This is a genomic window from Tautonia marina (assembly GCF_009177065.1).
Taxonomy (GTDB): Bacteria; Planctomycetota; Planctomycetia; order Isosphaerales; family Isosphaeraceae; genus Tautonia; species Tautonia marina.
Genome location: NZ_WEZF01000001.1, coordinates 658,793 through 684,456, shown reverse-complemented (window position 1 = coordinate 684,456; position 25,664 = coordinate 658,793). Strand labels below are relative to the sequence as shown.

Below are 25,664 nucleotides of genomic sequence, written 5' to 3'. Positions count from 1 at the left end.
CCCCCTCAGCCGGCCTTCGGCCACCGGCTCTCCCGCACGCGGGGGCGAGGGTTGAGGGTTTCGTAGTACCGCTTCCACTCACAAATGGTGGGGTGTTCCTGGGTGGCCCCGGTTGCTCGCCAACCGGGGCGGCGCAGCCGCGAGAGGCTGCGGGAGACCGCACCGAGACCGCTCGTCGCTCCGCGACCCCGGTTGACGAGCAACCGGGGCCACCCAAGGCAAAGGGACGACGCATCATTTTAGGATGGAAGGTCTACTACCGGAGTGACGTTGCAATCGTCCTGGGGCGATCACGAAGCGTGCCTTGCCCGGACAAAGGAGTTTCGCTAGACTTCCAATTGTCCCAAAAGGAAGTGACGGGGGCCTTCGACCGAACTCGGGGGCTCGGGTCGGGGATCGAGTCGGAAGGAGCCGAACCATGCCCAGGCGGTTCTGGATTGCCGCGTTGAGCTTGTGGCCGGGCTTGCCGCAGGTCTGGTCGGGGCAAGAGGTCATGGGGTTGATCCTGGCGAGCGTCTTCGCCGGGACGTTGAACCTGGCGATCGTCACGCACCTGATCTGGACCGAGGCGGTTCCGCAAGCGTTGACAACGTTTGCGACGGCCCTGGCGGTCGGCATCTGGCTGGCGGGCCTGGCGTATACCCTCTGGTGGGTCTGGCGATGCCACCCGGAACGGTACCGGGCTGAGATCGAACGCTTGTATCGGGAGGCGACCGAGCACTACCTTCGCGGGCGCTGGAACGACGCGAGGCGGCGGTTCGAGCAGATTTTGACGATGGACGAAACCGACGCCGACGTTTACATGCACCTGGGCACCTTGTTCGTGCGGATTGATCAGCCGGACGAGGCTCGGCGAGCGTTTCGTCAGTGTCTGGAGCTGGAAGGGGGCACCAAATGGGGATGGGAAATCCGGCGAGCCCTGGACCAGATGGACGAGTAATCCCCGGAAGACGGCCCCAGAGCGGCCCGAATCCACCCCGCAGAGGTTGAAAAGCGGGGGACGACCGCCGACAATTGGCTGTAAGAACAGTCATCGGCACCGGAGCGGGGCCTCGGGCCGACTGTCGGATCGCGGGAAGCGTCCCGCGGGCCGGTCCGAACCGATTGGCAGAACAAGCGGTCGCACCGCGTCGTAACACCCGTGAGGATGCCCCGGACCGGCGCGGCCCCGGCCGGGCCGGACAGCCGTCGGAGTCGATCGCTGATGTACGAACGTTTCACCGACCGTGCTCGGAAGGTGATGCAGCTGGCCAATCAGGAGGCCCAGCGCTTCAACCACGAGTACGTCGGCACCGAGCATGTGCTGCTGGGCCTGGTCAAGGAGGGCAGCGGGGTCGCGGCCAACGTGCTGAAAAACCTCGACGTCGACCTGAGGAAGATCCGGGTCGAGGTGGAGAAAATCGTCCAATCAGGGCCGGACATGGTCACGATGGGGAAGCTTCCCCAGACCCCCCGGGCCAAAAAGGTCATCGAATACGCGATTGAAGAGGCCCGGAACCTCAACCACAACTACGTCGGGACGGAGCACTTGCTGCTTGGCCTGCTGCGTGAGCAGGAGGGCGTGGCCGCTCAGGTCTTGATGAACCTGGGCTTGAAGCTCGAGGAAGTCCGCGAGGAGGTACTCAACTTGCTCGGTCACGGGATGGACGCAGGCGGCGAAGCAGAACGCGGTGGCGGCGGCGCCGCGGCCAAGGGCGGCAAGTCGAAGACTCCCGCTCTGGATAGCTTCGGGCGAGACCTTACCGAGTTGGCCCGTCAAGGGAAGCTCGACCCGGTCATCGGCCGCCAGAATGAAATCGAGCGAGTGGTTCAGATCCTCTCGCGCCGCCAGAAAAACAACCCGGTGCTGCTCGGCGAGGCCGGCGTCGGCAAGACGGCGATCGTCGAAGGGCTGGCCCAGCTCATCGTTGACGCCAACGTGCCGGAACTGCTCCGCGACCGTCGAATCGTGGTGCTCGACCTGGCGATGATGGTCGCCGGGACGAAGTACCGCGGCCAGTTCGAGGAGCGGATCAAGGCCGTCATGAACGAGGTCCGCCGGGCCAAGAACACGATTTTGTTCATCGACGAGCTGCACACGCTCGTCGGCGCCGGCGGGGCCGAAGGGGCGATCGACGCCTCGAACGTCCTGAAGCCGGCCCTGGCCCGGGGCGAGGTGCAGTGCATCGGCGCCACGACGCTCGACGAGTACCGCAAGTACATCGAGAAGGACGGGGCCCTTGACCGTCGCTTCCAGATGGTCGTGGTCAACCCGCCGAGCAAGAGCGAGGCCCTGGAGATTCTCCGAGGTCTGCGCGACCGCTACGAGGCGCACCACCGGGTGCAGATCACCGACGAGGCGCTCGAGGCCGCCGTCGAGATGTCGGATCGTTACATCTCCGGCCGTTGCCTGCCGGACAAGGCGATCGACGTGATCGACGAGGCCGGTGCGCGCGTCCGCCTGAAGGCGATGACCCGTCCGCCCGACCTGAAAGAGCTGGACGAGCAGATCGAACGGCTCAACCAGGACAAGGAAGAGGCCGTCGCCAACCAGGACTTCGAGCGGGCCGCCGCCTTGCGCGACCAGGCCGACAAGTTGAAGAAGAAGAAGGAAACGATCACCCGCGAATGGCGGGAAAAGGCCAAGGAAGTGGACGGCACGGTGGACGAGGAAGTCGTCGCCGAGGTCGTCTCGAAGATGACCGGCGTGCCGCTCACCCGCCTGGAGGCCGAGGAAACCGAACGCCTCGTCCGGATGGAAGAGGAGCTGCAGAAGAAGGTCATCAGCCAGCGCGAGGCCGTCAAGCGGATCAGCCAGGCCGTTCGCCGCAGCCGGGCCGGGTTGAAGGACCCGAAGCGGCCGATCGGCAGCTTCATCTTCGCCGGGCCGACGGGCGTCGGGAAAACCTTGCTGGCCAAGAGCCTGGCCGAGTTCATGTTCGGCGAGGCCGAGGCACTCATTCAGATCGACATGTCCGAGTACATGGAGAAGCACAACGTCAGCCGATTGATCGGTGCTCCTCCGGGCTATGTCGGTTATGAAGAGGGCGGCCAGCTGACGGAGAAGATCCGCCGACGGCCGTACTCGGTGGTCCTGCTCGACGAGATCGAGAAGGCTCACCCCGACGTGTTCAACATGCTCCTGCAGATCATGGAAGAAGGCCGCCTGACCGACAACGTCGGCCGGGTCGTCGACTTCAAGAACACGATCATCATCATGACGACCAACGCGGGCGTCGAGGCCACCTCGCAGTCGAACGTCCTCGGCTTCGGTCGGAACATGGACGACCCGAGCAACTACGAGGAAATGAAGGAGCGGCTGAAGGTCGCCATCGAGAAGTACTTCCGCCCTGAGTTCCTCAACCGTCTGGACGACATCATCGTCTTCCACAACCTGACGCGAGAGGACCTGAAGCACATCATCGACATCGAGCTGACGAAGGTCCGCCAGCGCCTGGCCGACCGGGGCTTGCAGCTCATCCTCACCGAGGAGTCGAAGGATTACATCATCGACAAGGGCTTCAACCCCGATTACGGTGCCCGGCCGCTTCGCCGAGCGATCGAGAACATGATCGAGGACCCGATGTCCGAGTCGATCCTCCGGGGCGAGTTCAAGGGCAAGGACACCCTGACCGTCACCGTCGGCGACACCGAGGACGGCCCCAAGCTCGTCTTCGAGGCCACCGCCAAGAGCGAGGAAGAACTGGCCGGTGCCGGTTCGGCCTCGGCCGAAGGTCAGCCGAGCGGCGAAGAAGGTGGAGCGGAGTAATTCCCGCTCAACGCCCTGGCTGGATTGACCTGCACGATCGAAACGGGGTGGAGTCGCTCTCCACCCCGTTTTTGTTTCGACGTGAGACACGAAGCCAAGGCAGACGTTCGGAACGCCTGGCTCAATCCCCTCCACCGGGCCAGATGCGATCGGCCGCGATGCGGACATTGCGGGTGTACTTGATGCTGGGGGTCGGAGACCAGGGCGTCGTGGAGGGGGCCGCGCCGTAGAACTTCATGTAGGTTTCCACAACGTTGTGATCGGGGTGGCGCGTTCGGGAAACGGTCTGCTCAAGGGCAAGCTCGCCATCAATCCAGATCTTGATGGTGGTTGGTCCGGTGGTCCATTTGTAGTACATCTCGACATCGAACCAACGGCCAACGGGTAAGGGAATCGTCGACCACGGAGTGGTGGGGTTACCGGTCATCCCGTAATTCCAATCCAGACGGAAGCGCATCGAGCCGTCTTTCGCCAGGAACATGCCGGGCGACGTATGCCAACGGTTTTTGCCGTTCGGGCCGATCGAATGCCAGTCCCAGACGCTGAGCCAGGGCCTCGCTTGCCCGCCCGCGCTGAGGGCCTCGGGAAAGTACCATTCCTGGGCGAGATACACCCCCTCTTCGCTTTTGGCCTGCTTGGCGAATTCCGCATTCCTGAAGCTCCAAAGACCTGCCTGCGACCGGCCGACCCTTGGCCCGAAGATGGCGAAGTGCCGCATGGCGAAGCCTGGGCCGCCGGCGGGGTCTGGAACCCGGGAGATGTTCGCGCCGTTCGCGTCATCGGGCTCGACAGTCTTGCCGTCGTACTGTGTTGACAGCCCGCTAAATCCCCAGGGGCGCTCCCCCTCTTGAATGTCGTCTGCCCAGAGGATGGGGGTGGGCTGTGCCGTTTCGCGCACGGGCAGGTACGGGCCGGACGCCCAGTTCAACGGCCACCATCGGATCTCATAGGGTAGAGGGGCGAGGAGATTCACCCACGGCCGACGATTCTTGACGATGGGATCACTGGCCCAGGCTCCGAAGTAGCCGTAGCGCACGACAGGTCTGGGATAGGGATACCCTTCCAGCCTGGCGACCTCCACCAGGGCCGCGTACAGACCATGATCTCGGGCGTCGCGGAGTTCCGCGATGGTCGGAAGCCGCCAGCCTGTATGGCCTGCGGCGTATTTGGTCGTCTCGAAGTCGCGGATGCCCGTGGTCGTCACCTCGTTGAACGTCCCCCGGGGCGGCGGAAGCAACGCCTCACCGGCCGGCCAGGCAAGGCCGGTCTCGCGATCAATCACGACATACTGGGCGGGGTGATAGTCGAACGATGGCCCAACCGGGATCGAGTCTTCGGATCGGACCTGGCTTGCCATGCAGATCAAACACAGAGTCGTCGCGAGACATCGCTTCATGCGTGTCAAGATGATTTCTCCTTTGCGCGTCATGTCTGAGAGTTCAGGAAGACGTGTTTCGGCTGCGCCTCGGGTGGCCTGCCGAGTTTGCCGGGAGTGAAAATAACGTCGCTTGAACCCCCATGTCCAGAGACTATAAGAGCAAATCTAAGCAATTCGATTGAATGATGCATTAACGGGATCCTTGATGGCCGAATGAGCATCTCCGTGCCATCACGCTCAATTTCATGACGGATCATTATTGGCGCCTTTCCACGGCCATCCATGCGCCCTCACACTTTCCCCCGCCACGAGCCGTCCGCCGCCGAATTGGCTTCCTGGCTTGATTCCGGAGGCGCAAGACGCTCCAACAAAGACCTCTCCGGCAACAACTCCTGGTCCGTCTCACTTCGGGGCATGAAGCGGCTCGTCGATGCGATCGACGAGGGCATGAATCGCCGACTGATCGGCGACGAGGGGGGATCGGCGTCATCGAATCCGCGCTCAATCTGAGGGAGACGAAACGTCGATCGAACGGGGATGGAGTTGTGCGCCATCTCGGTTCGTGATGAGCGGAAAGGCTCGAACACCTCGGCGCGCCAGAGAACTGGGCCGAGTGTGTCGGTGATCGACGAGAGAGAGACTCGTCGCCGAGGCGTTCTTCGGCCCCGAACGTCCGGTCACGACACCAACCGTCTCACCAGGATGTTCGGCCGAGCGAAGCGGCAGCATGGCCAGGAGGGGCGAAGACCGTTCCGCAGTTGTGAGATCGATCGGGGGAGACCGCCAGGCCCCGGAGGCCCGGCGGCCCGGCGGCCTGGCGGTCGAGAGGAGGGGCAAGGGCGAAGGGTATTCAGTCGCCCGAGACCGAGTCGGCTGGGGTTTCGTCGCGGTCTCGGAGACGAAGGAGGACGACGGAGCGGCCCTTGAGGTCGTAGGGGTGGCCCTGCTCGAAGGTTTCGCAGGCGGGGTCGGCGTCGGCCGTGTCGAGGAGGACTTCCCAGATCCGTTCGGGCTGGTGCTCGGGGAGGACGAAGGGGACGGGCTCCCAGTGGGCATTGAACAGGGCGAGGACGGTTTCGCTGACGATCGGCTCGCCGCGTTCGTCGACCTCGCCGATGGCGTCGCCGGCGAGCCGCATGCCGATGCAGCGGACGAAGCCGGCGTCCCAGGCCTCGTCTCCCATCTCGTGGCCCGAGGGGTCGAGCCAGGAGATATCCTTGACGTTCTCGCCCCGGATCGCCCGCCCCTTGAAGAAGTTCCGGCGCTGGAAGACGGGGAAGGCCCGCCAGATCCGACTGATCTTGCGCACGAAATCGAGGAACTCGCGTCGCTCGTCGTTGAGGTTCCAGTCAAGCCAGCTAATCTCGCTGTCCTGACAGTAGGTGTTGTTGTTGCCCCCCTGGGTGTTCATGATCTCGTCGCCGGCGAGCATCATGGGCACGCCCTGAGAGAAGAACAGGGTGGCCATGAAGTTGCGCATTTGCTGGGCGCGCAGGGCCTTGATCTCGGGGTCGTCGGTTTCCCCTTCGACGCCGCAATTCCAGGAGCGGTTATCGTCGGAGCCGTCGCGGTTGCCTTCGTGATTGGCCTCGTTGTGCTTGTCGTTGTAGGAGACGAGGTCGCGGAGGGAGAAGCCGTCGTGGCAGGTGATAAAATTAACGCTGGCGTAGGGCTTGCGGCCGTCGTTCTGGTAGAGGTCGCTGGAGCCGGAGAGGCGGGTAGCCAGCTCGTTGGCGGTGCATTCCTGCCCTCGCCAGAAGTCGCGGATCTCGTCGCGGTAGATGCCGTTCCACTCGGCCCAGCCGGGGGGGAAGTTGCCGACCATGTAGCCGCCGGGGCCAACGTCCCAGGGTTCGGCGATGAGCTTGACCTGCGAGAGGACCGGGTCCTGGTGGATGATGTCGAAGAACGAGCCGAGGCGGTTGACCTCGTAGAGTTCTCGGGCCAGGGTGCTGGCCAGGTCGAACCGGAAGCCGTCCACGTGCATCTCGGTGACCCAGTAGCGCAGGCTGTCCATGATCATCTGCAAGACGCGGGGGTGCGACATGTTGGGCACGTTGCCGCAGCCGGTGAAGTCCATGTAGTAGCGCGGGTCTTCGGGAGAGAGCATGTAGTAGGCGGCGTTATCGACGCCTCGCCAGGAAAGGGTCGGGCCGTTCTGGTTCCCCTCGGCGGTGTGGTTGTAGACGACGTCGAGGATGACCTCGATGCCGGCCGAGTGCAGGCCGCGGACCATGCTTTTGAACTGCTGCACGGCGTCGAGGGCCGGATGATCGCCCGCATAGGTGATGTGGGGCGCGAAGAAGGAGAGGGTGTTATAGCCCCAGTAATTGACCAGCCCCTTTTCTTCAAGGTAACGGTCGTCGGCGTGGTGGTGGACAGGTAACAGCTCGATGGCGGTCACGCCCAGCTCCGTCAGGTGGCGGAGGATGGGTTCGGTGGCAACGCCGAGGTAGGTGCCCCGCATGTTCTCGGGAACGTCGGGATGACGCATCGTCAGTCCCTTGACGTGGGCTTCATAGAACAGAGTCTTGTGCCAGGGAGTCTTGGGGGGACGGTCGTCTCCCCAGGTGAAGGAGTCGTCGATGACCTGGGCGAGCGGAGCGAACGGGGCACTATCGCGCTCATCGAACGCGAGATCGTCCTGGCCGATCGGATAGCCGAACAGGGCGTCGTCCCATCTCAACCGGCGACCGATGAGTTTGGCGTACGGGTCGAGGACGAGCTTGTTCGGGTTGAATCGGTGGCCGTTGGCCGGGTCGTAAGGCCCGTGGACTCGATAGCCGTAGAGCTGACCGGGCATCAGGTCGGGCAGGTAGGCATGCCAGACCAGGTCGGTGCATTCGGCCAGGGGAATCCGAAGGGATTCCCGCTCGGCATCGACCGAGTCGAACAGACAGAGTTCGACCTTGGTGGCGTTTTCGGAGAACAGGGCAAAGTTCACTCCGGTACCATCCCAGGTGGCGCCCAGGGGGTAGGGTTGTCCCGGCCAGACTCTCATCGGTGGATTCTCAAAACGGTGATGGGGAAAAACCGGGGCCCGATCGTCGTTCAGACGGTTCCGAGCAATTGCAAAGAAGGCAGACCGAGTGTACTCGCCCGCATCGTCGGCAGGCAGAGGGTGCAGCGGCCGGGCGCATCAACGACAGAACATCAGGCCACCGAGGGACGGCTCATGCAAATCGTACGCCGAACGCCACTGAATCGCCTGAGTGGGGCGATCGCGATCGCTCAACGCCGGGGGGTGTGCTGCGAGGCGACCCCGTAATCGACGCGGAGGACCGTCGGAGCGCCACCGGCCGGGGCGGGTTCCTGGTGGATCGGCCTGGAGCGACGCCTGCCAGACGTGAATCGCGATCGGAGACGCTCCCACAGGATGATGAAGGCCGGGACGAGAATGGGACGGACAATGAAGGTGTCGAGCAAGACGCCAACGGCCAGGGCGAAGCCTAGCTCTCGAAGCGCGAGCAGCTTGCCGGTGAGCATCGAGCCGAAGGTGCCGGCCATGATCAGGCCGCACGAGCTGATGATGCCGCCCGTGGCGGCGACGGCGCGCCGGGTGCCGTCAATCGGTCCGTGGCCGTCTTCTTCCTCCAGCACGCGAGCCATGAGGAAGATGTTGTAATCCTCTCCGACCGCCACCAGGATCACAAACAGGAAGAAGCTAACCTTCCAATCGAGTCCTTGCCAGGGCTCGGGCCCTTCGTGCAAGGCCTGGAAGACGAGATCGGTCAGGCCGAGGGTGGCGAGGTAGCCGAGGACGACCGTGGCAATGAGGTACAGACAGATCCCGGGGCGTCGCAGGAGCAGGACGAGGATGGCGTAGACCCCGAGCGTGACCAGGACGTACATCCGCTTCTGATCGTTGCCGATCGACGATCGAAGGTCGTACAGCATGGGGGTGGAGCCGGCGTATCCGACCTCGGCTCCGGCAAGCGGCCCGGACTCGGCAAGGGTCAGGGCGTTGACCTCGCGCTGGATGGCGTTGAGGGCGTTCATCCCATCTTCGGAGAAGGGGTCGATGGACAGGAGAACGTCGATCCGAGAAATCGAACCCAGATCGGCCGGATCGGCAGGGCGCGTGCTGACGTAAACGGGCTCGGCGGCCTGGTAGCCGCGTTCGATGAGGGCGTTGCGGGCCTGTTCGATCGGCTGGCGGAGGAAGGAAGGCAGCGCCTGTTCTTCGTCGGAGAGGCGAATGGTCTCTTCGAGGGGCTCGCCAAGGGGTCGGGACAGGGACCGGATGCGGGCGACCTCGGGCAAGGCGACGAGGCGATCGGAGAGTTCGGCGAGGGCCTGACGGCCTTCGTCGTCGCGGAAATCGAGGTTCGGGGCATGGACGAGCAAGGTGGTGGGGCCGAGTTCGCCGATCGGGAAATAGTCTCGGATCAGGCGAGCGCCGATCTTGCTGGAGGCGGTACTGGGGAGGTCGGAGAGTTGCCCGTAATTGGACGTGACCTTCGTGCCGTAAATGGCCAGAGGGGCGAGGGCCAGCAGACTGACAGCAAGGATGGTGCCCGGACGATGAGCGACGAGGTTGGCGACCCGTCCCCAGGGGCCTCGCAGGGCGGCCTCGGCCTGATCGGAGATGCCATTGGGCAGATGATCGGCTTCGGCCTCGACTTCGGCCCGGATGATGGGAGGGGGTCCGAAGGGCCAGTCGATCGTGCGGCCGAACCACTTGAGCAGGACCGGCGCGAGCGTCAACGCCGCGGCCAGGGCGACTGCCAGGCTCAGGGCAATGGCCGGGCCGCTGTACTGAATCTTGGCAAAGCTGGAGAACCAGAGCATCCCCAGGCCAACAATGACCGTGCCGGCGCTGGCGACCAGGGCGGCGCCGACCTGGCGAATCGCCACGCCGAGGGCCTCGGGAATGTCGTGGCCATGGGCGCGTTCCTCGCGGTATCGGGCGATGAGGAACAGGCAGTAGTCGGTTCCGGCTCCGAACAGGACAACGATGACGAACACCTTCGTCACGTTAATGACCTGGAAATCGAGTCCAGGCACCCAGCGGAGCGTCGGCAACCCCTTGAGCGAGATAAAGACCGACAGGGCGATCGTCAGCAAGGGGATCAGGGCCAGCAACGGTGACCGATAGACGGCCAGCAAGATGGCGATGACGAGGGCGATGGTGGCGTAGGTTGTCGTGTCGATACTGGCGTTCGACGACTCATTCATGTCGTGCCCGACAACCGCCGAGCCGGTCAGGGCAAGCCGGATTCCGGCGGGGACCTCGCCTGCGAGGCCGTCGATGACCTCCTCGATGGCGTTGACCGTAAGCCGGGCCTGCTTGCTGGCGTAGGTTGCCTCGATGCCGACGAGCGTCAGGGCGGCCTGGCCATCGCCGTTCTCTCTGTTACCGCCGATGAGGATCGAATCCATGTAGCGGTCACGGAAGTCGGTCACGGTGGCGATGGCGAACTCGGGGCCGATCAGCCCCTTGAGCCGATCGGCCAGGGTGCCGATGAACGCCCGATCCTCGTCGGTCAGCGGTCCCTCGGCCCGTTCGACGGCCACGACGGCGGTCGACTCGGTCGCCTCGGGGAAACCGCGTTCCAACAGGGCCTGACCCTCGACGCTCAGCGAACCGGCCGGGAAGAACCGGACGTCGTCGTCGAGGCTGACCTCGTCCCAGGACGGGGCGTAGCGATTGAGCACGAACGCCAGGGCGATCCAGGCCAGTACGAGAAGTAGGCCTCGGCGGATCACCAGTCGTGCGATCAGGTCGAAGATCATGGACGGATTCCAGCCGCTGGCCGACCTTGGGATCGCGTCCCTCGCGATCCGGGGAGATGCTCAGAGTCTCGTTCGGGCATTGGCCTGCGTAAGTCGTTGGCAGACACGATAGTCGAATTCGTTCGAACTGTCAAAACCGCTCGAATCCTGCCCAGATTGCGTTGGTTTCCCCGATGGGTTCCTGACCTGATCGAGGCGATGGTTTTCAGAAGTTATCGGCACGATCACGGTCAGAGATTGATGCGAGACGCGATCGGCGGCCAAGAATCCCTCAACGCCGACCGATCGCAAGGGGACGGTCTCGACATCGCCGAACCAGGGCATTAAGATCACCGAGACGGATGACAGGTGTTCATCGTCTCGGTTGCTTCGAACGGGAGGGAGTCCCGATGTCGACCCGCCTCGGCTCGAAGGCCGCCGCGTCGCAGGTCGAGTATCCCGACAGCGACGGCAAGCGGATGGCGGAAAACACGCTTCAGTTTCAGTGGATCGTCACGATCAAGGAAGGGCTGGACGCGCTCTTCCGAGATCGGCCCGACGTGTTCGTGGCCGGCGACCTGCTCTGGTATCCGATCGAAGGGGACAATAAGACCCGAACCGCGCCGGACGCTCTGGTCGCCTTCGGCCGCCCGAAGGGCTACCGAGGGTCGTACAAGCAGTGGGAAGAAGGGGGGATCGCCCCTCAGGTCGTCTTCGAAGTGCTCTCTCCCGGCAACCGGGCCGGTGAGATGCGGCGCAAACTCGAATTCTACGAACGGTTCGGCGTGGAGGAGTATTACCTCTACGACCCGGATCGAAACACCTTTGCCGCCTTCCGTCGCGAGGGGGATCGGCTCGTCTCGATCCCACATCCCGCCGGGATGGTCAGCCCGAGGCTCGGCGTTCGCTTCGAGCTGACCGACGACGCCTTCGCCCTGATCGGCCCCGATGGCCGACGCTTCCTGACCTATCTGGAACTGGCCGAGCAACGCGACGCCTTGGCCGAGCAACGCGACGCCCTGGCCCGGAGCGAGGAGCAGCAACGGCTCCGGGCAGAGCGGCTGGCCGAGAAGCTTCGGGCAATGGGGATCGATCCGGACGCGACAGACTGAGCCGAAACCACCTGGCCCCTTTTGCGAAGGGGTCAGCGAGGCGACGGCTGATTGACGAGGCATCGGAGCGGCTGACCGAGGAGGAGCCGGCGGACCTCCTCGGCCGACTTGCGGCGCATCTCGATGAAACCCTCGACGCTGTAGAAGGCCACATGCTGGGTCAGGAGCACGCGGGGGTGGTGGCGCAGGCGGTCGTCATCGAGCGGCTCGCGCTCGACCACATCGAGCCCGGCCCCGGCAAGGCGCTCGGAATCGAGGGCCGACAGCAGGGCTTCCTGATCGACGATCGGCCCGCGAGCCGTATTGATCAGGACCCCGTTTTCGGGCATCAACGCGAGCCGTTTGGCGTTCACCAGATGGTGCGACGAGGCGTCGAGATAGCAGTGCACGCTGACGAACTGGCTTTGCTCGAAGAGTTCCTCGATCGAGTCGGTGCGGCGGACTCCCAGGGCTTTCTCGAAGCCGGGGGGGACGTGAGGATCGTAGAAGACCACGTCGAGGCCGAACGCTTTGGCCCGGATCGCCATGGCGGTGCCGATTCGTCCGCAGCCGACGAGGCCGATCGTTCGGCCTCGGAGGCGAGGCACACCGTAGACGATCGGTACCTCCCAGTCTCCCTTGACGATCGACGAGTGACACGGCACCAGGCGACGAACGACGGCCAGGAGCATCATCATGGCGTGATCGGCGACTTCCTCGGCGCCATAGTCGGGGACATTGCAGACGGGGATGCCCCGTCGCCCGGCCGCCTCGATGTCGATGTTGTTGTAGCCGACGCCGGCCCGGACGATCCCCTGACAGCGATCGAGGCGGTTGATGGTGGCCTCGGTGAGCATGGGAACGTCGTGGTAGACGATCAGGGCATCGGCAGTGGGCAGGAGGTCGAACAGCTCGGTTTCGTCATGAGCGCCGGCCAGTTCGATCTGGGCAAGTTCATGAAGGACGGGTTGCTCGACCTCGGTTTCGGTGAGGAAATCGGTCACGAGGACCCGGAAGCGATCGGCCATGAGAGGGACTCGGCACGAGTTTGGGGGGAGAGGGAACAGTCATCAACACGCGCTCGGCTCAACCCTTTCGGGAGGCTCGGGGAAGGGTGGCAACGAACCAGGATCGGACCCGGCCGGGCTCGGCAAGGACGAACTTGACGCGAGGATCGGAGCGGGAGTCGGGGTCGGCGAATCGCTCGAACTCGGAGCTGGGTTCGGCCTGGGGACCGGGATCAAGGTGGATCTGAGGAGGAAGCCCCCGCAGCAGTTTGCTCAGAAAGCCCGAGGGGGGAGCGACGGTCGCCGACCGGACCTGATCGCGAGGGCTCGACCACGGCTCGGCATCCCAGGCGGACGGGAAGAACCAGACGCGACGATCGGTCAAAACGAGCGTCCCGGGCAGGGATCGCGGTCGAGCGAGCATGCGGGCCGGCACCTCGTCGAGCACCTGTTCGGTGGGGCCAAGGTGGAACCCGAACCCTTGGTACGCGTCGTCCTCACGATCGTTCCGAGGAACCAGCCAGCGACGCATCGGGAGGTCGACGAGCATCTTGACCAGGACATCGACGACGACCGTGAGCAGCGAGGCCAGCACGAAAGCCAGGAAGACGGTCCTTGGCGTGTAGCCGATGAGCCAGGCCAGGCGGAGCCCCGCCGGGAATCCTCGGGCCTGGCGGTGGATCGCGGCCCAGAGGGCCAGTTCTCCCGTCAGAGCCAGAATGGCGAAGCTCCACCAGAGGAACGGGCCGGTTGCCAGGCGGATCCGCTCACCAGTCTGTTGGCGCAATCCGTCCCTCACCCTGACCTCGCCCTCGTTCGGACCTTTGGTTGCCTGGGAACCGCGAGCCATTCGCCGGAGATCGGTTATCCCCGATCAGACCGCCCGGATCAACCCGCCGCGCCGGATCGCAGGCGGGGCAAGGACGTCCTGTCTCGCTGGAACCGCTTGCCCCGCGCATTGGAGATCGCCCGGCATTAGAATCAAGCAATCCCAAAAAAACAGGTCCGCTGACCTCCACCCGTTGAGCGTTTCCGAGGCTCGCTGCGATCATGCCACGCATCAAGGATCGACTGGCGCAGGGGAAGACCGTCCGATTGTTCGGCGTCGGTCAGTTGTTTCACCCAAAGCTCGTGGAGATCATCGGCGAGCACGGCGGCTACGACGGCCTCTGGCTCGACCAGGAGCATTCGGGCCTGAGCCTCCGGGAGATCGAGACGGCCGTCGTCGCGGCCCGAGGCTATGGGCTCGATCACTTCGTCCGGATGCCGGCGACCGATTACGCCTCGATCATGCGGCCGCTGGAGATCGGCGCCGGCGGGGTGATGGTCAGCATGGTCCGCTCTCCCGAGGATGCCGAGCAGGCCGTGCGCTGGGCCAAGTTCTGGCCGAGGGGCGAACGCGGCATGAACGGCGGCAACCGCGACGGCCGCTTCGGCCTGACGCCCTTGGCCGAGTACGTCGAGAAGGCCAACGCCGAGACGTTCGTCGGCATCCAGATCGAGACAGCCGGCGCGATCGAGTCGATCGCCGAGATCGCCGCCGTGCCCGATGTGGATCTCCTGTTCGTCGGCCCGGCCGACATCAGCCAGGTGCTCGGCGTCCCCGGCCAGTTCGAGCACCCGAAGTGCTTCGAGACGATCGAACGCATCGCCGACGCCTGCCGATCGGCCGGCAAGCCCTGGGGCGTCGTCCCCCGAGGCCCCGAGTACGCCGAGCGGATGGCGAAGCTCGGCTGCAAAATGTTCGTCTTCGGCTTCGACGTGCATGCCTTGCACGAAGGGATCCGGACGATGAAGCGGCGCTACGAACCGTTCTTCCAGGAGGATTGAGCAATCGCCAGATCGGGGAAAAACCTGATCAGCCCCGAGGTGCTCACGGCCCTGACGACGATCGTGGGCATCGAGGTGATCATCGCGAACGATCTCGGATCGGAGCATGCAAGGAGCAAAACCGAACCGGGCGGGCCGGCCGTCGCGGAAGCGAGGCCGACCCGCCCGGAATTCGTTGAAGGGGAAGACGAAGGGCCACGACTCAGAAGGCCCTTGCATCTTGACCGAGGTAAGAATCGTTGCCGTAGCGTTCGAGGGTGCTGAGGACGCCATCGTTGACGCGGCGGAAGAGCTGGTCGCGGTACTCGGGACGGACCTCGCGGAAGATCCAGTCACGGGCCTCGTTGGAGAGGCCGCGGGAGCCCATCGACTCGGCGACGGCGCCGAGGGCTTCGAGGCGGTCGAGTTCGGTCGGGTAGAAGACGATGCAGCGGCGGGCGTCGGGGAAGCGGCCGGCGGCGATCAGGCTCTCGACCAGCACGTTATTGAGGGTCGAGCGAAGGTCGGCGATGGGAATCGAGGCGACGGTGCGGGCAGCCTCTGCGTAGTCGGTGGTGGCCTGGTCGGCCGATCCACGGCGGACCTCGGCCTCGGCGACGGTCAGAAGGGCCTGGAAGCGAATTTCGAGCTCGGGAACCGATCGGGCGATCTGGCGGGCCAGAGCGAACTGGTTCGAGTTGGCGGCGGCGGACGTGATGGCCGAGAGGGTTACGTCGCGCCAGACGGGAGCGTCGATCGAGTGGGCGAAGGAGGCGGCCCGATCGATGTAGTCGGTCGAGATGCGGCGAAGATCCGCCAGAACGTCGGGCTGATCGGCCAGGCGGCCGGGATTGCGGAAGGCGACGACGCCGATGGCCTGCCCGCCGAGGGCCTGCTGCTCGGCGGCGAAGTACATTGTCTGCGGTCGGTAGCCGATGGAACCGATCCGGGCCGCCAGTTCGTTGGCCCGGGTGAAGGCATCGAGGCCCTTTCTCAGTGCGTCGATCCGCTGCTCGGGAGAGAGTTCCTGTTCCAGAGAGAGAATTCCGGGAACTCCCGAAACCGCCGCGTTGATCGATTCCTGGGCGAGCTCGACAAAGGTCTTGCTGGTCGAGATCAGGCGCAGATCGCGTCGAACAGGGTCGGTCATCTGCTCGATTGATTCAGCGGCCCGATCGAGGGCGGTGCGGGCGGTTTCCAGCTCTCGGGTGACAATCTTGTAGCGAGCGGCCTGAACCAGGGCGAGGGATCGCTCGGTCGGATCGGTGATGAGCAGGATGTTTTCGAGCAGCTCGGCGTCGATCTTTTCGATCTGTTCGCGAGTCAATTCAGTTCCGGGGGTCTGAATTCCAGCTCCGAAGCCGGGACGCATCATCCCACCGGACGGACGGCCAACGTCCTGGCGAGCCAGTGTCTCGTCGGCCGGGGTTTCGGAGGCGACGATCGGGGCGGCCACGTCGGCGGGAGGGGGGAACTCAGAGGCTGAGGCCAGGCCACCAAAGGAAGATCCCAACAGGACGCCGAGGCCCAGGGTCGCCGTCCATCGCACGTCGCTGAGCTGTCTGGACATGGTGCTTCACCTTTTTCCGGTACACGACCGGACTGCGTTGCCCCTCGCTGGGCGCACAGACGACTCCTCGACACGGGCGCTCCAACGACCGCGAAACCGTCGTCGTAAGAGTTCCTCGCGATTGGTGGCCGGTCAAATCGAGGAGGAGGCGTTGCAGGTTGGGTCCCCCCGGATCAACCGATCTGCCGGGGGTTACCGAATCTGACGGACGATCGGGGGAAGCGATTCCCAAGGTCCGGGTTCGAGTCAAAGCTCGTTGGGCCGTGCAAAAATGCGCCGGGGGTTGTCGAGCAGGACCAGGCGGGCGAGTTCGAGGACTCGGTCCTCGGTCCAGCCGCGGCCCCGGATGCAATCCTCGGCAAGGTACTCGGCCAGCAAGCGACGGTACATGTTGAACTTCGGCAAGATGAATTCGAGCTTGTAGGCGTCGGAGTAATAACCGACCTGCTTCGTCTTGGGGACGGCCTGGAGTCGGGCCTTCAGGTCGGCGGCGATGAACGCCGGGACGTTCGAGTACCACCAGTGCCCGTTGGGCACGACGTTCGGCAAGATCCAGGAGAAGGCGACCAGTTCGGCCCCGGCATCGGGAGTGAGGGTCGAGACGGGGAAGGTGACATTGGAGAAGTGGTTGAACAGCTCGGCGTAGTCGTGCAGGCTGACGCGGCGATCGAACAGGTCGCGGCCTCCGGTGACTCCGGCGGGATAGACGTTGCGGATCGGGCCGATCATCAGGTCGAACGGCAGTTTCCACTCGGCGCAGAGTTCCGCGAGGGTCCAGAAGACGAGCGATCGGACCTCCTCGTGTTCGTCGGGCCGGAGGTCCATGTGCTTCAAGGCGCGTCGGACGGAATTCTGCGAGGCGATGGGGGTGGCTTTTCTGGGAATAAAGTCCGGAGGCAAGCTGATGGCGCAGGCTCTTGCCCCGTGCTCGACGAAGTATTCGAACAGCGAGGCGAGGGCCATGCGGAGCGACTTCACGTCCTCGACGTCGACATTGGTCGAGGCCATGAGCCGTTGCAGGGTTCTCGGCTCGTGGAGCTTGAGGACGAGGTCGTCGGTGCGGAGGCAAGGGACGTAAGTCGAGGTGTCCCAGCCTTCGAGCGGGTCGTCGAAGTCGTTGGTCAGGAAGACGGCTTCGAGCTGGGAGGTTTGCCAGACGGAGCGGTCCCAGGCCTCGCCGTCCTGCGAGTGGTCGGCGCGCTGGTACAGGTCGTCGATGGTGTCGGCGTCGATCCGGTCCCCTTCGAAGCCGTGAAAGGTGCGGGCAATTTCGAGCAGCCAGGAATACTGAACCGTGTTATCAATCCGGTGGAGGTGCCGGGAGAGGTTGCGAGCCCGGGTGAAGGGGTCGAGGCCGGGATCGACCTCGGCGGCAGGCATCCCGGCCGAGTGGGCCAGTTCGGTATAGTAGTGGTAGCCGAGGACTTCATCGAGGTTCCGCGACGCCGGGCTGTGGGCGTCGATGTGCGAGTGCGGGTCGTAAATCGGCCAGGACGCGATCTGTTCGAACAGGGCTCGGGCCTGGGGATCGTGGGGCAGCGTGGTACTCATCTTCGGGAACCTCGGTCATCTCGGCACAGAACGGTCACTGGCGTCGTTGAGGAATGAGCCCAGCTTACGGCATCCCCTCAGGGTGGCAAAGAGGCGATCCGACGATCGGCAATACGGAGGGCGTTGATGGCATCCGCGACGAAGCACAAGGCGAGGGATACGCGCATCGACCTGCTTGACGTGTCCTGGTCGGGGTTCAAGCGGATGCTCAAGGTGCGCGGCGAGCGGCGATCGCCCCGGATCTGGTATCTCGACGGGAGTTTGACGCTGGTGTCACCTTCGATGCCTCATGAGCTGTTCGCGGAACGATTCGGAACGTTCGTTCAGGAAGTGACCCTTGGGCTTGATCGTCCTTGCATTCCACTCGGTTCCGTGACGCTGGCCCGGAGCGGAATGGGAGCAGCAGTCGAACCGGATAAATCCTTTTACCTCGATCATGCCGAGGACCTTCGGGGGACCACGGAACTCGACCTGGAGGTCAACCCGCCGCCGGACCTGATCATCGAGGTGGTGGTCACTCACGGCGCGAAGCAGGCGATGACGATCTATCGCCGCCTGGGAGTGCCGGAAGTCTGGGTCTGCACGCGAAAGCGCCTTCGCATCTTTCTCCGCGGGGCCGATGGCCGATACGAGGAATCCGAGACCAGCGGAGCGTTCCCGTCGCTCAAAGCCTCAGAAATCTTCTCCTGGATCGATCAACCGCCCTTGATGCTGATGAACGACTGGCAGAGCCGGCTCAGAGCCTGGGTTCGGGATGAACTGGCGCCTCGGGTCCGGGGCGAGGAGCGGCGAGACGGTGAGTGAGGCGGACGGATCGAGGCCCCTGAACGTCGTCGTGACCGGCGGCGGAACGATCGCGCCGATCGACGACGTTCGGCACATTGCCAACGCCTCGACCGGCCGGTTCTCGGCGGCCATCACCGAGGCGTGGCTGGACCAGGGGGCAACGGTCTGGCACGTCCATGCCCCAACGGCCGAACTTCCGATCCGTCGCCATCTGAACGCGATCGACCTGGCAAGGCCGGCCGAGAAGCTTCGGCAGTCGCTGGACGCGCTGGCCGATCGCTGGAAGTCGCAGCAGGATCGGCTCCATCTGGTTCCGCTGGCCAGGGGAACCGTGTCCGACTACGCCGAAACGCTGGAAAGAATTGTTCGGGCTGGCCCGGCGGATGTGGTCATGCTGGCGATGGCCGTCTCGGATTACGAGCCGATGGTCAGGTCGGGCAAAATTGGTTCTGAAGCCGATCTGCTGACCCTTCACTGCCGAAAGACGCCAAAAGTGATTCAAGCGGTGCGGGACTGGGCCCCCGACGCCTATCTGGTGGGCTTCAAGTTGCTCTCGGGAGCCGAGCCGTCGGAGTTGATCCGGACCGCCGAGCGGGCGTGTCGGATCAACCGGACCGATCTGACGGTGGCGAACGATCTGCGATCGTATCGAGCCGGGCGCCATACAATTGTCCTGGTACGGCCCGATGCTCCAGTCGAGACGTTGGGACCGGAAGACGGCGATCGGGCCCGATTGCTGGTCGATCGCGTGGCTCGATGGGCAGGACACTTGGGCGAGCGCCGCTCGGCAACGTAATGCAGGGTCTCTGTCCGGTTGACCGAATTTGAGCGCCCGGCATGACGTGTGCCGTCTTCGTTCGGAAGAAGTCTTTTGGGTCGCACGCGCGTTGATCGTGTGACGATGGAACCTTCAATGATCGGCCGGAGACAGGGCGATCGACCTTGCCTCCCGAGCCCCACCTTGCCGAGGTCCCGATGGCTGCGACCGCAGAAACACCGAACGAACCGGCCCCCCTGCCCCACGCCGTCACGCTCGAAGACCAAGGATTGAGCGGGGTTGGAGAAACGTTCTGGAACCTTCCGCAAGCGGTCTTGGTCGAACATGCGCTGGGCCGAGGAGAGGGCCAACTGGCAGACTCAGGGGCCGCGGTGTTCCGGACGGGGGCTTACACGGGACGATCGCCGCAAGACAAGTTCATCGTGCAGGAACCGGAATCGGAAGGGGACATTGCCTGGGGATCGGTCAATCGGCCGATCGCGTCGGAGGTGTTTGATCGCCTCCTCGGCCGGGTGCAGGAGCATCTTCAAGGGCGAACCGTGTATGTGACCGACACGTTCGCCGGGGCCGACCCGGATCATCGGCTCGCGGTTCGGGTGGTCTGCGAACGCGCGTATCATGCCCTCTTCGCCCATCAGTTGTTCCTCATGCCGTCGGCCGAGCAGCAGCGGGCGTTTCGGCCCGAGTTCACCATTCTTGCCGTACCCGATTTCAAGGCTGATCCCAAGCGCGACGGCACGCGGAGCGAGGTGTTCATTCTGGTGAACTTCGCCCGGCGGATGGTCCTGATCGGCGGGACGCTGTACGCGGGAGAGATCAAGAAGTCGGTTTTCTCGATCCTGAACTACCTGCTGCCAAAGCAAGGCGTGATGTCGATGCACTGCTCGGCGAACGTCGGCGACGCGGGGGACGTGGCGGTCTTCTTCGGTCTCTCGGGGACGGGCAAGACGACCCTCTCGGCCGATCGCCGCCGACACCTGATCGGCGATGACGAGCACGGTTGGTCCGACGCGGGGGTTTTTAACATCGAGGGAGGATGCTACGCCAAGTGCATTCGGCTCGATCGGACCAACGAACCGGAGATTTACGGCGCGATTCGCTTCGGGACGGTCCTGGAGAACGTGGTCCTCGACCCCGAAACCCGGACCTGCCAGTTCGACGACGCAAGCCTGACCGAGAACACCCGGGCGGCCTACCCGATCGAGTTCATCCCCAATTACGTCCCGAGCGGGCGATCCGGCCATCCGAAGCACATCATCTTTCTGACCTGTGACGCCTTCGGCATCTTGCCACCGCTCTCCCGGCTCTCGCCAGAGCAGGCGATGTACCACTTCCTTTCCGGGTACACGGCGAAGATCGCGGGGACCGAGCGTGGTCTCGGCTCGGAGCCGTCGGCGACCTTCAGCGCCTGTTTCGGAGAGCCGTTCATGGTCTTGCCGCCGCAGCGCTACGCGGAACTTCTCGGGCAGAAGATGCGGCAGCATGGCACTCAGGCTTGGCTGCTCAACACCGGCTGGACCGGAGGAGGGGTCGGGGACGGTCGGCGGATTCCGCTGCCGTATACCCGGGCGATGGTCGACGCCGTGCTCTCGGGACGTCTCGACGAGGCCCCGCTGAAGACCGATCCGGTCTTCGGCCTCCGTCACCCCCTGAGCTGCCTGGGAGTTCCCGAGACGATCCTCGAACCCCAGGCGGCCTGGGCCGACCCGATCCGCTACGAGGAGGCCGCCCGACGGCTCGCCGAGCGATTCCGGAAGAACTTCGAACGATTCGAAGGAATTTCCCCCGCCATCGCCGAGGCCGGCCCCTTGCTCTCGGGGTGATCGCTCCGAATGGCCGAGCGAGACTCCCCCGAGGGATGGTCAAACCGAACCGGGCGTCGGGATGACCGCAACAGTCGATCCGAAGGACACGGCCAACCGTTGCCCCATCGGCTCAAAGCAAACCGAACTCAGTTGCACATTCGCCATCGCGGCCTCACCGAGCAACGCCCCGGTGGAGAGGTCCCAGACACGGACCTGTCCATCGTTGTGCCCCGTGGCCAGACTGCGGCCATCGGGAGCAATGGCCAGGCTTCGAGAGGTGCCTCCAGGCATCGCGATGTCGAGTTTCGATTTCCAGTCGGCCAGGGCATCCCAGGTTCGCAACCGACCTTCCAACCCGACACTGACCAGCGTCTGTCCGTCTGGAGTGAATGCCAGGGCAAGCAGCATGGAGCCGCGGCCGTGACCATTCCATCGGGCCACCTCGGTCCCCGTTGCGGCGTCGAGCACGGCAATCTCTCCGTGCCGTAAGCCCAGGACGACGTGTTTTCCATCCGGAGAGAGGGTGCATCGAGAGATCCCGGCCTGCTCGGTGTACTCCCACTGAATCTGTCCCTCGGTCAGCGACCAGCAGCGACAGAGATCGTGCTGATCGACCGAGATCAAGCGCTTGCCATCGGCGGAAACGGCCAGGCTCAGGCTCCGGTCGGTGCCGGGAAGGGTTTGACGCAGGTCGAGCGTCTCCTGATCACGCACCTCGATCGCCCCTGACTCTCTGGCGATGATCAGCGATCGCCCCCCCGGATCGAGCGCCATGGTCGCACATCGGCCAAGGCCGACCGAGGGGCCCTGGAACAATTCGCCTTCTTGCCCGAGTTGAAGCACCGTCGGACCCAGTGCCTTGTGATCGGAGTAGATGCGATCACCAGAGGAGTCGAACACGACCGACGAAACCAGGCCATCCTCCGGCAGCGTGATCTGCGAACGAGGCGCCTCAGGCTGCTTCAAAATCGGCACGGCCACCGCCGCCAACAGGGCAAGCAAGACCGCCAGGGCTGGGCACACGCCGATCCCTCGCGACCATGACCGGGACCGGGACCGGGAAGCGTCCATGGGGTCACTCATCTCAAAGTCCTCCGACTGACGACGTGCGTGCAATGCCATGAACCATGACCTCATGTGCTTGGCCGGCGATTGACGGACCCTAGCCCCAAACCCAAAGAAAATCGAAACGAACCGAATCTCCCCACCTGGCCGACCTCCATCCTTCGAGTCGGGTCCTGATGACCGAACGGTGAGTCTCCGGTCGGGTCAGGTCGGGTCGGTTTGAAGGGGATCCGATCCGGTCCACCAACAGATTCGCCAAGAAGCCGAAATCATTCGGGGACTTCTTCCCCGATCTCAAAAAAAGATTCGAGAACGCTCGAGAGAGCCTGTGGGGTAACCAAGTCATCGCATTCGGGCTGACTGGCACGACACTGGAATCCGAAACGCTGGAGGCGTAGGCTCAAGGGGCCATCCCGGGCGAGGTGTCTCTGAAGGCTCGGGACGGCCATGCGAACGGTGGTTCCACCACGCGAAAACGGTCTCGTTGCCTGCCGTCGGTTGGTCCGAAGTCGTGACCAGGACTGCTCCAAGCGACACTCGCCCGGAAGGAGATGCCCCATGTCCTCGGCTCGGATTCCAGCATGGATGCTCGTTGCGATCGGAATCGGATTCCTGCCGCTGGATTCTGCGGTTTCTCAGGAGCGTTCGAACGCTCATCGAGCGACCGAAGCACGCCCGAACGTGCTATTTCTGGCGATCGACGACCTGAACGACTGGACCGGATTTCTCGGAGGGCATCCGCAGGCGAGCACGCCGAATCTTGATCGCCTGGCGAGCCGGGGGGTGGTCTTCGATCGAGCCTATTGCGCGGCTCCGGCCTGCAATCCGTCCCGGACGGCCTTGTTGACGGGCATTCGACCGTCGACCAGTGGGGTCTACCTCAATCCCCAACCCTGGCGAGCGGCGATGCCCGATGCCGTGACCTTGCCGCAGCACTTCATGGCCGCCGGTTACGAGGTGCTGGGCGGCGGCAAGATTTTCCACGGCCCGTTCAACGATCCGGCTTCCTGGCACCAGTACTTCGATCGGCCGAGCGACCCGAAACCCGAAGCGACCCCGGTCAACGGGATTGCCCGAACCGCCCATTTTGACTGGGGTCCGGTTGACGTGCCGGATGAGGCAATGGGGGATCATCAGGTGGTGGACTGGGCCATCGAGCAGCTTGCGCAGGATCGCAACGCCCCCCTGTTCCTGGCCGTCGGCCTGTACCGACCGCACCTGCCCTGGTACGTCCCGAAATCGTATTTTGACGCCTTCCCGATCGAAACCATTCAGCGGCCGGAGGTCCCCGACGACGACCTCGATGACCTTCCTCCCGCCGGGATCGCCATGGCCAGGCCCGAGGGAGATCATCGGAAGGTGCTCGAACATGAGCAGTGGGATCTGGCCGTGCAAGGCTATCTGGCCAGCATCGCCTTCGCCGATCATCAGGTCGGCCGGTTGCTCGATGCCCTGGACCGCAGCCCGATCGCCGAGAACACGATCATCGTGACCTGGGGGGACCACGGCTGGCATCTCGGCGAGAAGCAGCACTGGCGAAAGTTTGCCCTGTGGGAAGAAGCCACGCGAGTGCCGTTGCTCATCACCGCGCCGGGAGTCAGCGCGGCGGGGGTTCGATGCGATCGGACCGTCTCGCTCATCGACCTTTACCCGACCCTGATCGAGCTGTGCGGCCTTCCTGAACGTCCGGAGCTGGAAGGCCGAAGCCTGGCCCCCCTGCTCCGCGCCCCTTCTCGATCGTGGGACCACCCGGCCCTGACCACGCACGGTCGAGGCAATCACGCGGTTCGATCGGAGCGCTGGCGATACATCCGTTACTGGGACGGCTCGGAGGAATTGTACGACCACGACGTCGACCCGATGGAGTGGCACAATCTGGCCGAGGCTCCCGAATCTCTCGCGATCAAGGCCGGGCTTGCCGCAATTGTTCCGAAGGAGGAGGCCCCCAACGCCGCGGTCGAACCGAACGGCGAGGGCGAGTGATCCCCTCAGGGTTCTGACTACTGTGGGATCACCGCCCCCGCAGGATGTTTACTCCCGTTCGGTCTCGGTCAGCAGAAAGACGGCGAACGAGGCGAGCCAGTGTTCCCCGACGTAGTCGCCGCTGGTGACGTGATCGAGGGCGGCCCGAGCGTGCTGTTCGGCCGAGGAACGGAGAGCGTCCCGCGCGGGGTCATCCTCGGCCAATGCTCGGGCGATGCTCCGCATGCACCAGGCTCGACTCAGATTCAGGCCGTCGAGGTGAACGAGTTGCGGATCGGAACGATCGGTGACCTCGGCGGGCTGAAGCAAGGGTTCCGGCTCGCCCTGGGCCACTTCCGGAAGGAATCGGGAAAACCAATGCCGAAACTCAGCGGTGGAAAGCACGCGCCGCATGAGGTCGGCCTCCATCAAGGCGGGGGAGAAGAAGTCGGCCCCGCTCGGCTCCCAATGGGCCGGGGCGTCGGTATCGGTGTCGAAGTAGGTCCGTGCCCGCTCCTCAATCAGGAGTCGGAGCCGGTTGTTGTTCAGCGCCCTGGCATAGTCGTGCGCGAAGGCGAGGCCGAAGGCAGTGTTGGGGTGGACCCCGGTGCGGATCGGGTAAGTCTGTTTCGGGAAGTAATCGAGGTAGCGGTTAACGATGACGGTTTCGAGCGGGCGGAGATGATCGCGCCAGATCAAGGCGTCGGGGTCGTCCCAGGCGTCAAGTTCCTCGACCAGCTTGAGCAACCAGGCCCAGCCGTAGGGCCGTTCGAACGACCGGCGATCGGGATGGTCGAAGTAATCGGCCTCGGCCTGCAGGTTCTCGGCGGTCAGATGAGCGCCGAGGGTTTGACGGATCGTCGCGGCCTCGGGCAGATCCGGGAATTGCCGGAGCAATCGCACGAGCATCCAGTGGCCATGCACGGCCGAGTGCCAGTCGTATGCCCCGTAAAACGCCGGGTGGAGTCCGCGGGGAGCGTCGAGATCGTCTGGCCCGCTGAGCACGTGTTCCGGCTTGTTCGGATATTCTCGGACGATCGCCTCCAGTGCGATCCGGGCAAAGGCGGAGGCTCGATCACGGTCGAGGGAGACGGGAGGCTCGTCGGAAAAACCGGCCTGAGGCATGGTGACTCCCAGAAGGCAAGCCAGGAAACCGAGACATCGACGCCGGGTCATCTGCCATCCTCGCACCAGGGGATGATGCTCATTCGAAACGCGTCCTCGATCCATCCGACCGACGCAACGCCCAGGTCAGCGTACCATCCAGCCGCCGCCGACCGAACGGGCCACCGCCGGGGGCACTCACGCGGCGGCGCAAGGTGCCGCTTCGGGATCGGTCCTTCGTCTTCTGAAGGTTGACAAGACTCGTCCCAGAGGGTCCGCTCGCGAAACACGTTGA

17 protein-coding genes are annotated in these 25,664 nt (G+C 64.3%); 8 read left to right on the top strand and 9 right to left on the bottom strand.

What is annotated here, in order from left to right:
- The first annotated feature begins 418 nt into the window (after nucleotides 1–418).
- Nucleotides 419–940, top strand: coding sequence for a tetratricopeptide repeat protein (locus tag GA615_RS02545; protein ID WP_152049664.1), 522 nt, complete (start codon nucleotides 419–421; stop codon nucleotides 938–940).
- A 264-nt stretch (nucleotides 941–1,204) separates the two neighbouring features.
- The gene (locus GA615_RS02540) at nucleotides 1,205–3,748 is read left to right on the top strand and encodes an ATP-dependent Clp protease ATP-binding subunit (protein ID WP_152049663.1); all 2,544 of its coding nucleotides are present in this window, start codon (nucleotides 1,205–1,207) and stop codon (nucleotides 3,746–3,748) included.
- Nucleotides 3,749–3,869: 121 nt separating this feature from the next.
- Here GA615_RS02540 and GA615_RS02535 read toward each other — a convergent pair whose 3' ends face one another.
- The 3 genes from GA615_RS02535 to GA615_RS02525 form a co-directional block, all read right to left on the bottom strand.
- Complete coding sequence (locus GA615_RS02535; RefSeq protein ID WP_152049662.1) at nucleotides 3,870–5,177, bottom strand: heparin lyase I family protein; 1,308 nt, start codon at nucleotides 5,175–5,177, stop codon at nucleotides 3,870–3,872.
- Between the two features lie 799 nt (nucleotides 5,178–5,976).
- The gene (gene glgX, locus GA615_RS02530) at nucleotides 5,977–8,127 is read right to left on the bottom strand and encodes a glycogen debranching protein GlgX (RefSeq protein ID WP_152049661.1); all 2,151 of its coding nucleotides are present in this window, start codon (nucleotides 8,125–8,127) and stop codon (nucleotides 5,977–5,979) included.
- 230 nt (nucleotides 8,128–8,357) lie between these two features.
- Nucleotides 8,358–10,862, bottom strand: coding sequence for an MMPL family transporter (locus GA615_RS02525; RefSeq protein WP_152049660.1), 2,505 nt, complete (start codon nucleotides 10,860–10,862; stop codon nucleotides 8,358–8,360).
- 389 nt (nucleotides 10,863–11,251) lie between these two features.
- Here GA615_RS02525 and GA615_RS02520 point away from each other — a divergent pair, with 389 nt between their 5' ends.
- Nucleotides 11,252–11,953, top strand: coding sequence for a Uma2 family endonuclease (locus tag GA615_RS02520; RefSeq protein WP_152049659.1), 702 nt, complete (start codon nucleotides 11,252–11,254; stop codon nucleotides 11,951–11,953).
- Nucleotides 11,954–11,985: 32 nt separating this feature from the next.
- Here the strand turns inward: GA615_RS02520 and GA615_RS02515 are convergent, their stop codons facing one another.
- Both GA615_RS02515 and GA615_RS02510 read right to left on the bottom strand, forming a co-directional pair.
- A complete protein-coding gene (locus GA615_RS02515) occupies nucleotides 11,986–12,960 on the bottom strand; it encodes a C-terminal binding protein (RefSeq protein WP_152049658.1) in 975 nt (324 codons plus the stop codon).
- A gap of 58 nt (nucleotides 12,961–13,018) precedes the next feature.
- Nucleotides 13,019–13,726, bottom strand: a complete 708-nt coding sequence (locus tag GA615_RS02510; RefSeq protein ID WP_152049657.1) for a hypothetical protein — start codon at nucleotides 13,724–13,726, stop codon at nucleotides 13,019–13,021.
- Nucleotides 13,727–13,989: 263 nt separating this feature from the next.
- Here GA615_RS02510 and GA615_RS02505 point away from each other — a divergent pair, with 263 nt between their 5' ends.
- Complete coding sequence (locus GA615_RS02505) at nucleotides 13,990–14,769, top strand: HpcH/HpaI aldolase family protein (protein ID WP_152049656.1); 780 nt, start codon at nucleotides 13,990–13,992, stop codon at nucleotides 14,767–14,769.
- 202 nt (nucleotides 14,770–14,971) lie between these two features.
- On the opposite strand, the gene GA615_RS02500 is transcribed toward GA615_RS02505, so the two are convergent.
- Both GA615_RS02500 and GA615_RS02495 read right to left on the bottom strand, forming a co-directional pair.
- Nucleotides 14,972–16,318: a hypothetical protein gene (locus GA615_RS02500; protein ID WP_152049655.1), complete on the bottom strand. Its 1,347-nt coding sequence runs from the start codon at nucleotides 16,316–16,318 to the stop codon at nucleotides 14,972–14,974.
- A 246-nt stretch (nucleotides 16,319–16,564) separates the two neighbouring features.
- On the bottom strand, nucleotides 16,565–17,869 hold the full coding sequence (locus GA615_RS02495; RefSeq protein ID WP_152049654.1) for a glucuronate isomerase: 1,305 nt from the start codon (nucleotides 17,867–17,869) through the stop codon (nucleotides 16,565–16,567).
- A gap of 126 nt (nucleotides 17,870–17,995) precedes the next feature.
- Here GA615_RS02495 and GA615_RS02490 point away from each other — a divergent pair, with 126 nt between their 5' ends.
- The 3 genes from GA615_RS02490 (at nucleotide 17,996) to pckA (ending at nucleotide 21,256) form a co-directional block, all read left to right on the top strand.
- A complete protein-coding gene (locus GA615_RS02490; protein ID WP_152049653.1) occupies nucleotides 17,996–18,673 on the top strand; it encodes a Uma2 family endonuclease in 678 nt (225 codons plus the stop codon).
- Nucleotides 18,666–19,451 (top strand): phosphopantothenoylcysteine decarboxylase domain-containing protein, encoded by a 786-nt coding sequence (locus GA615_RS02485; protein ID WP_235905013.1) that lies wholly within the window; start codon nucleotides 18,666–18,668, stop codon nucleotides 19,449–19,451. The genes GA615_RS02490 and GA615_RS02485 overlap by 8 nt, the downstream gene beginning before the upstream one ends.
- Before the next feature lie 179 nt (nucleotides 19,452–19,630).
- The gene (gene pckA, locus GA615_RS02480; protein ID WP_152049652.1) at nucleotides 19,631–21,256 is read left to right on the top strand and encodes a phosphoenolpyruvate carboxykinase (ATP); all 1,626 of its coding nucleotides are present in this window, start codon (nucleotides 19,631–19,633) and stop codon (nucleotides 21,254–21,256) included.
- 39 nt (nucleotides 21,257–21,295) lie between these two features.
- Here the strand turns inward: pckA and GA615_RS02475 are convergent, their stop codons facing one another.
- A complete protein-coding gene (locus tag GA615_RS02475) occupies nucleotides 21,296–22,321 on the bottom strand; it encodes a WD40 repeat domain-containing protein (protein WP_161602121.1) in 1,026 nt (341 codons plus the stop codon).
- A gap of 567 nt (nucleotides 22,322–22,888) precedes the next feature.
- On the opposite strand from GA615_RS02475, the gene GA615_RS02470 reads away from it, so the two are divergent.
- Nucleotides 22,889–24,286, top strand: a complete 1,398-nt coding sequence (locus GA615_RS02470) for a sulfatase (RefSeq protein WP_152049713.1) — start codon at nucleotides 22,889–22,891, stop codon at nucleotides 24,284–24,286.
- A gap of 48 nt (nucleotides 24,287–24,334) precedes the next feature.
- Here GA615_RS02470 and GA615_RS02465 read toward each other — a convergent pair whose 3' ends face one another.
- Nucleotides 24,335–25,390 (bottom strand): DUF2891 domain-containing protein, encoded by a 1,056-nt coding sequence (locus tag GA615_RS02465; protein WP_152049712.1) that lies wholly within the window; start codon nucleotides 25,388–25,390, stop codon nucleotides 24,335–24,337.
- Between the last annotated feature and the right edge of the window lie 274 nt (nucleotides 25,391–25,664).

Bases quoted from the DNA above. Each gene is read 5' to 3' on its own strand.
- GA615_RS02520 (WP_152049659.1), top strand. From the start codon at position 11,252: ATGTCGACCCGCCTCGGCTCGAAGGCCGCCGCGTCGCAGGTCGAGTAT.
- GA615_RS02465 (WP_152049712.1), bottom strand. From the start codon at position 25,390: ATGCCTCAGGCCGGTTTTTCCGACGAGCCTCCCGTCTCCCTCGACCGT.
- GA615_RS02505 (WP_152049656.1), top strand. From the start codon at position 13,990: ATGCCACGCATCAAGGATCGACTGGCGCAGGGGAAGACCGTCCGATTG.
- pckA (WP_152049652.1), top strand. From the start codon at position 19,631: ATGGCTGCGACCGCAGAAACACCGAACGAACCGGCCCCCCTGCCCCAC.
- GA615_RS02495 (WP_152049654.1), bottom strand. From the start codon at position 17,869: ATGAGTACCACGCTGCCCCACGATCCCCAGGCCCGAGCCCTGTTCGAA.
- GA615_RS02515 (WP_152049658.1), bottom strand. From the start codon at position 12,960: ATGGCCGATCGCTTCCGGGTCCTCGTGACCGATTTCCTCACCGAAACC.
- GA615_RS02475 (WP_161602121.1), bottom strand. From the start codon at position 22,321: ATGAGTGACCCCATGGACGCTTCCCGGTCCCGGTCCCGGTCATGGTCG.
- GA615_RS02500 (WP_152049655.1), bottom strand. From the start codon at position 16,318: ATGTCCAGACAGCTCAGCGACGTGCGATGGACGGCGACCCTGGGCCTC.
- GA615_RS02470 (WP_152049713.1), top strand. From the start codon at position 22,889: ATGCTCGTTGCGATCGGAATCGGATTCCTGCCGCTGGATTCTGCGGTT.
- GA615_RS02535 (WP_152049662.1), bottom strand. From the start codon at position 5,177: ATGACGCGCAAAGGAGAAATCATCTTGACACGCATGAAGCGATGTCTC.
- glgX (WP_152049661.1), bottom strand. From the start codon at position 8,127: ATGAGAGTCTGGCCGGGACAACCCTACCCCCTGGGCGCCACCTGGGAT.
- GA615_RS02540 (WP_152049663.1), top strand. From the start codon at position 1,205: ATGTACGAACGTTTCACCGACCGTGCTCGGAAGGTGATGCAGCTGGCC.
- GA615_RS02525 (WP_152049660.1), bottom strand. From the start codon at position 10,862: ATGATCTTCGACCTGATCGCACGACTGGTGATCCGCCGAGGCCTACTT.
- GA615_RS02545 (WP_152049664.1), top strand. From the start codon at position 419: ATGCCCAGGCGGTTCTGGATTGCCGCGTTGAGCTTGTGGCCGGGCTTG.
- GA615_RS02490 (WP_152049653.1), top strand. From the start codon at position 17,996: ATGGCATCCGCGACGAAGCACAAGGCGAGGGATACGCGCATCGACCTG.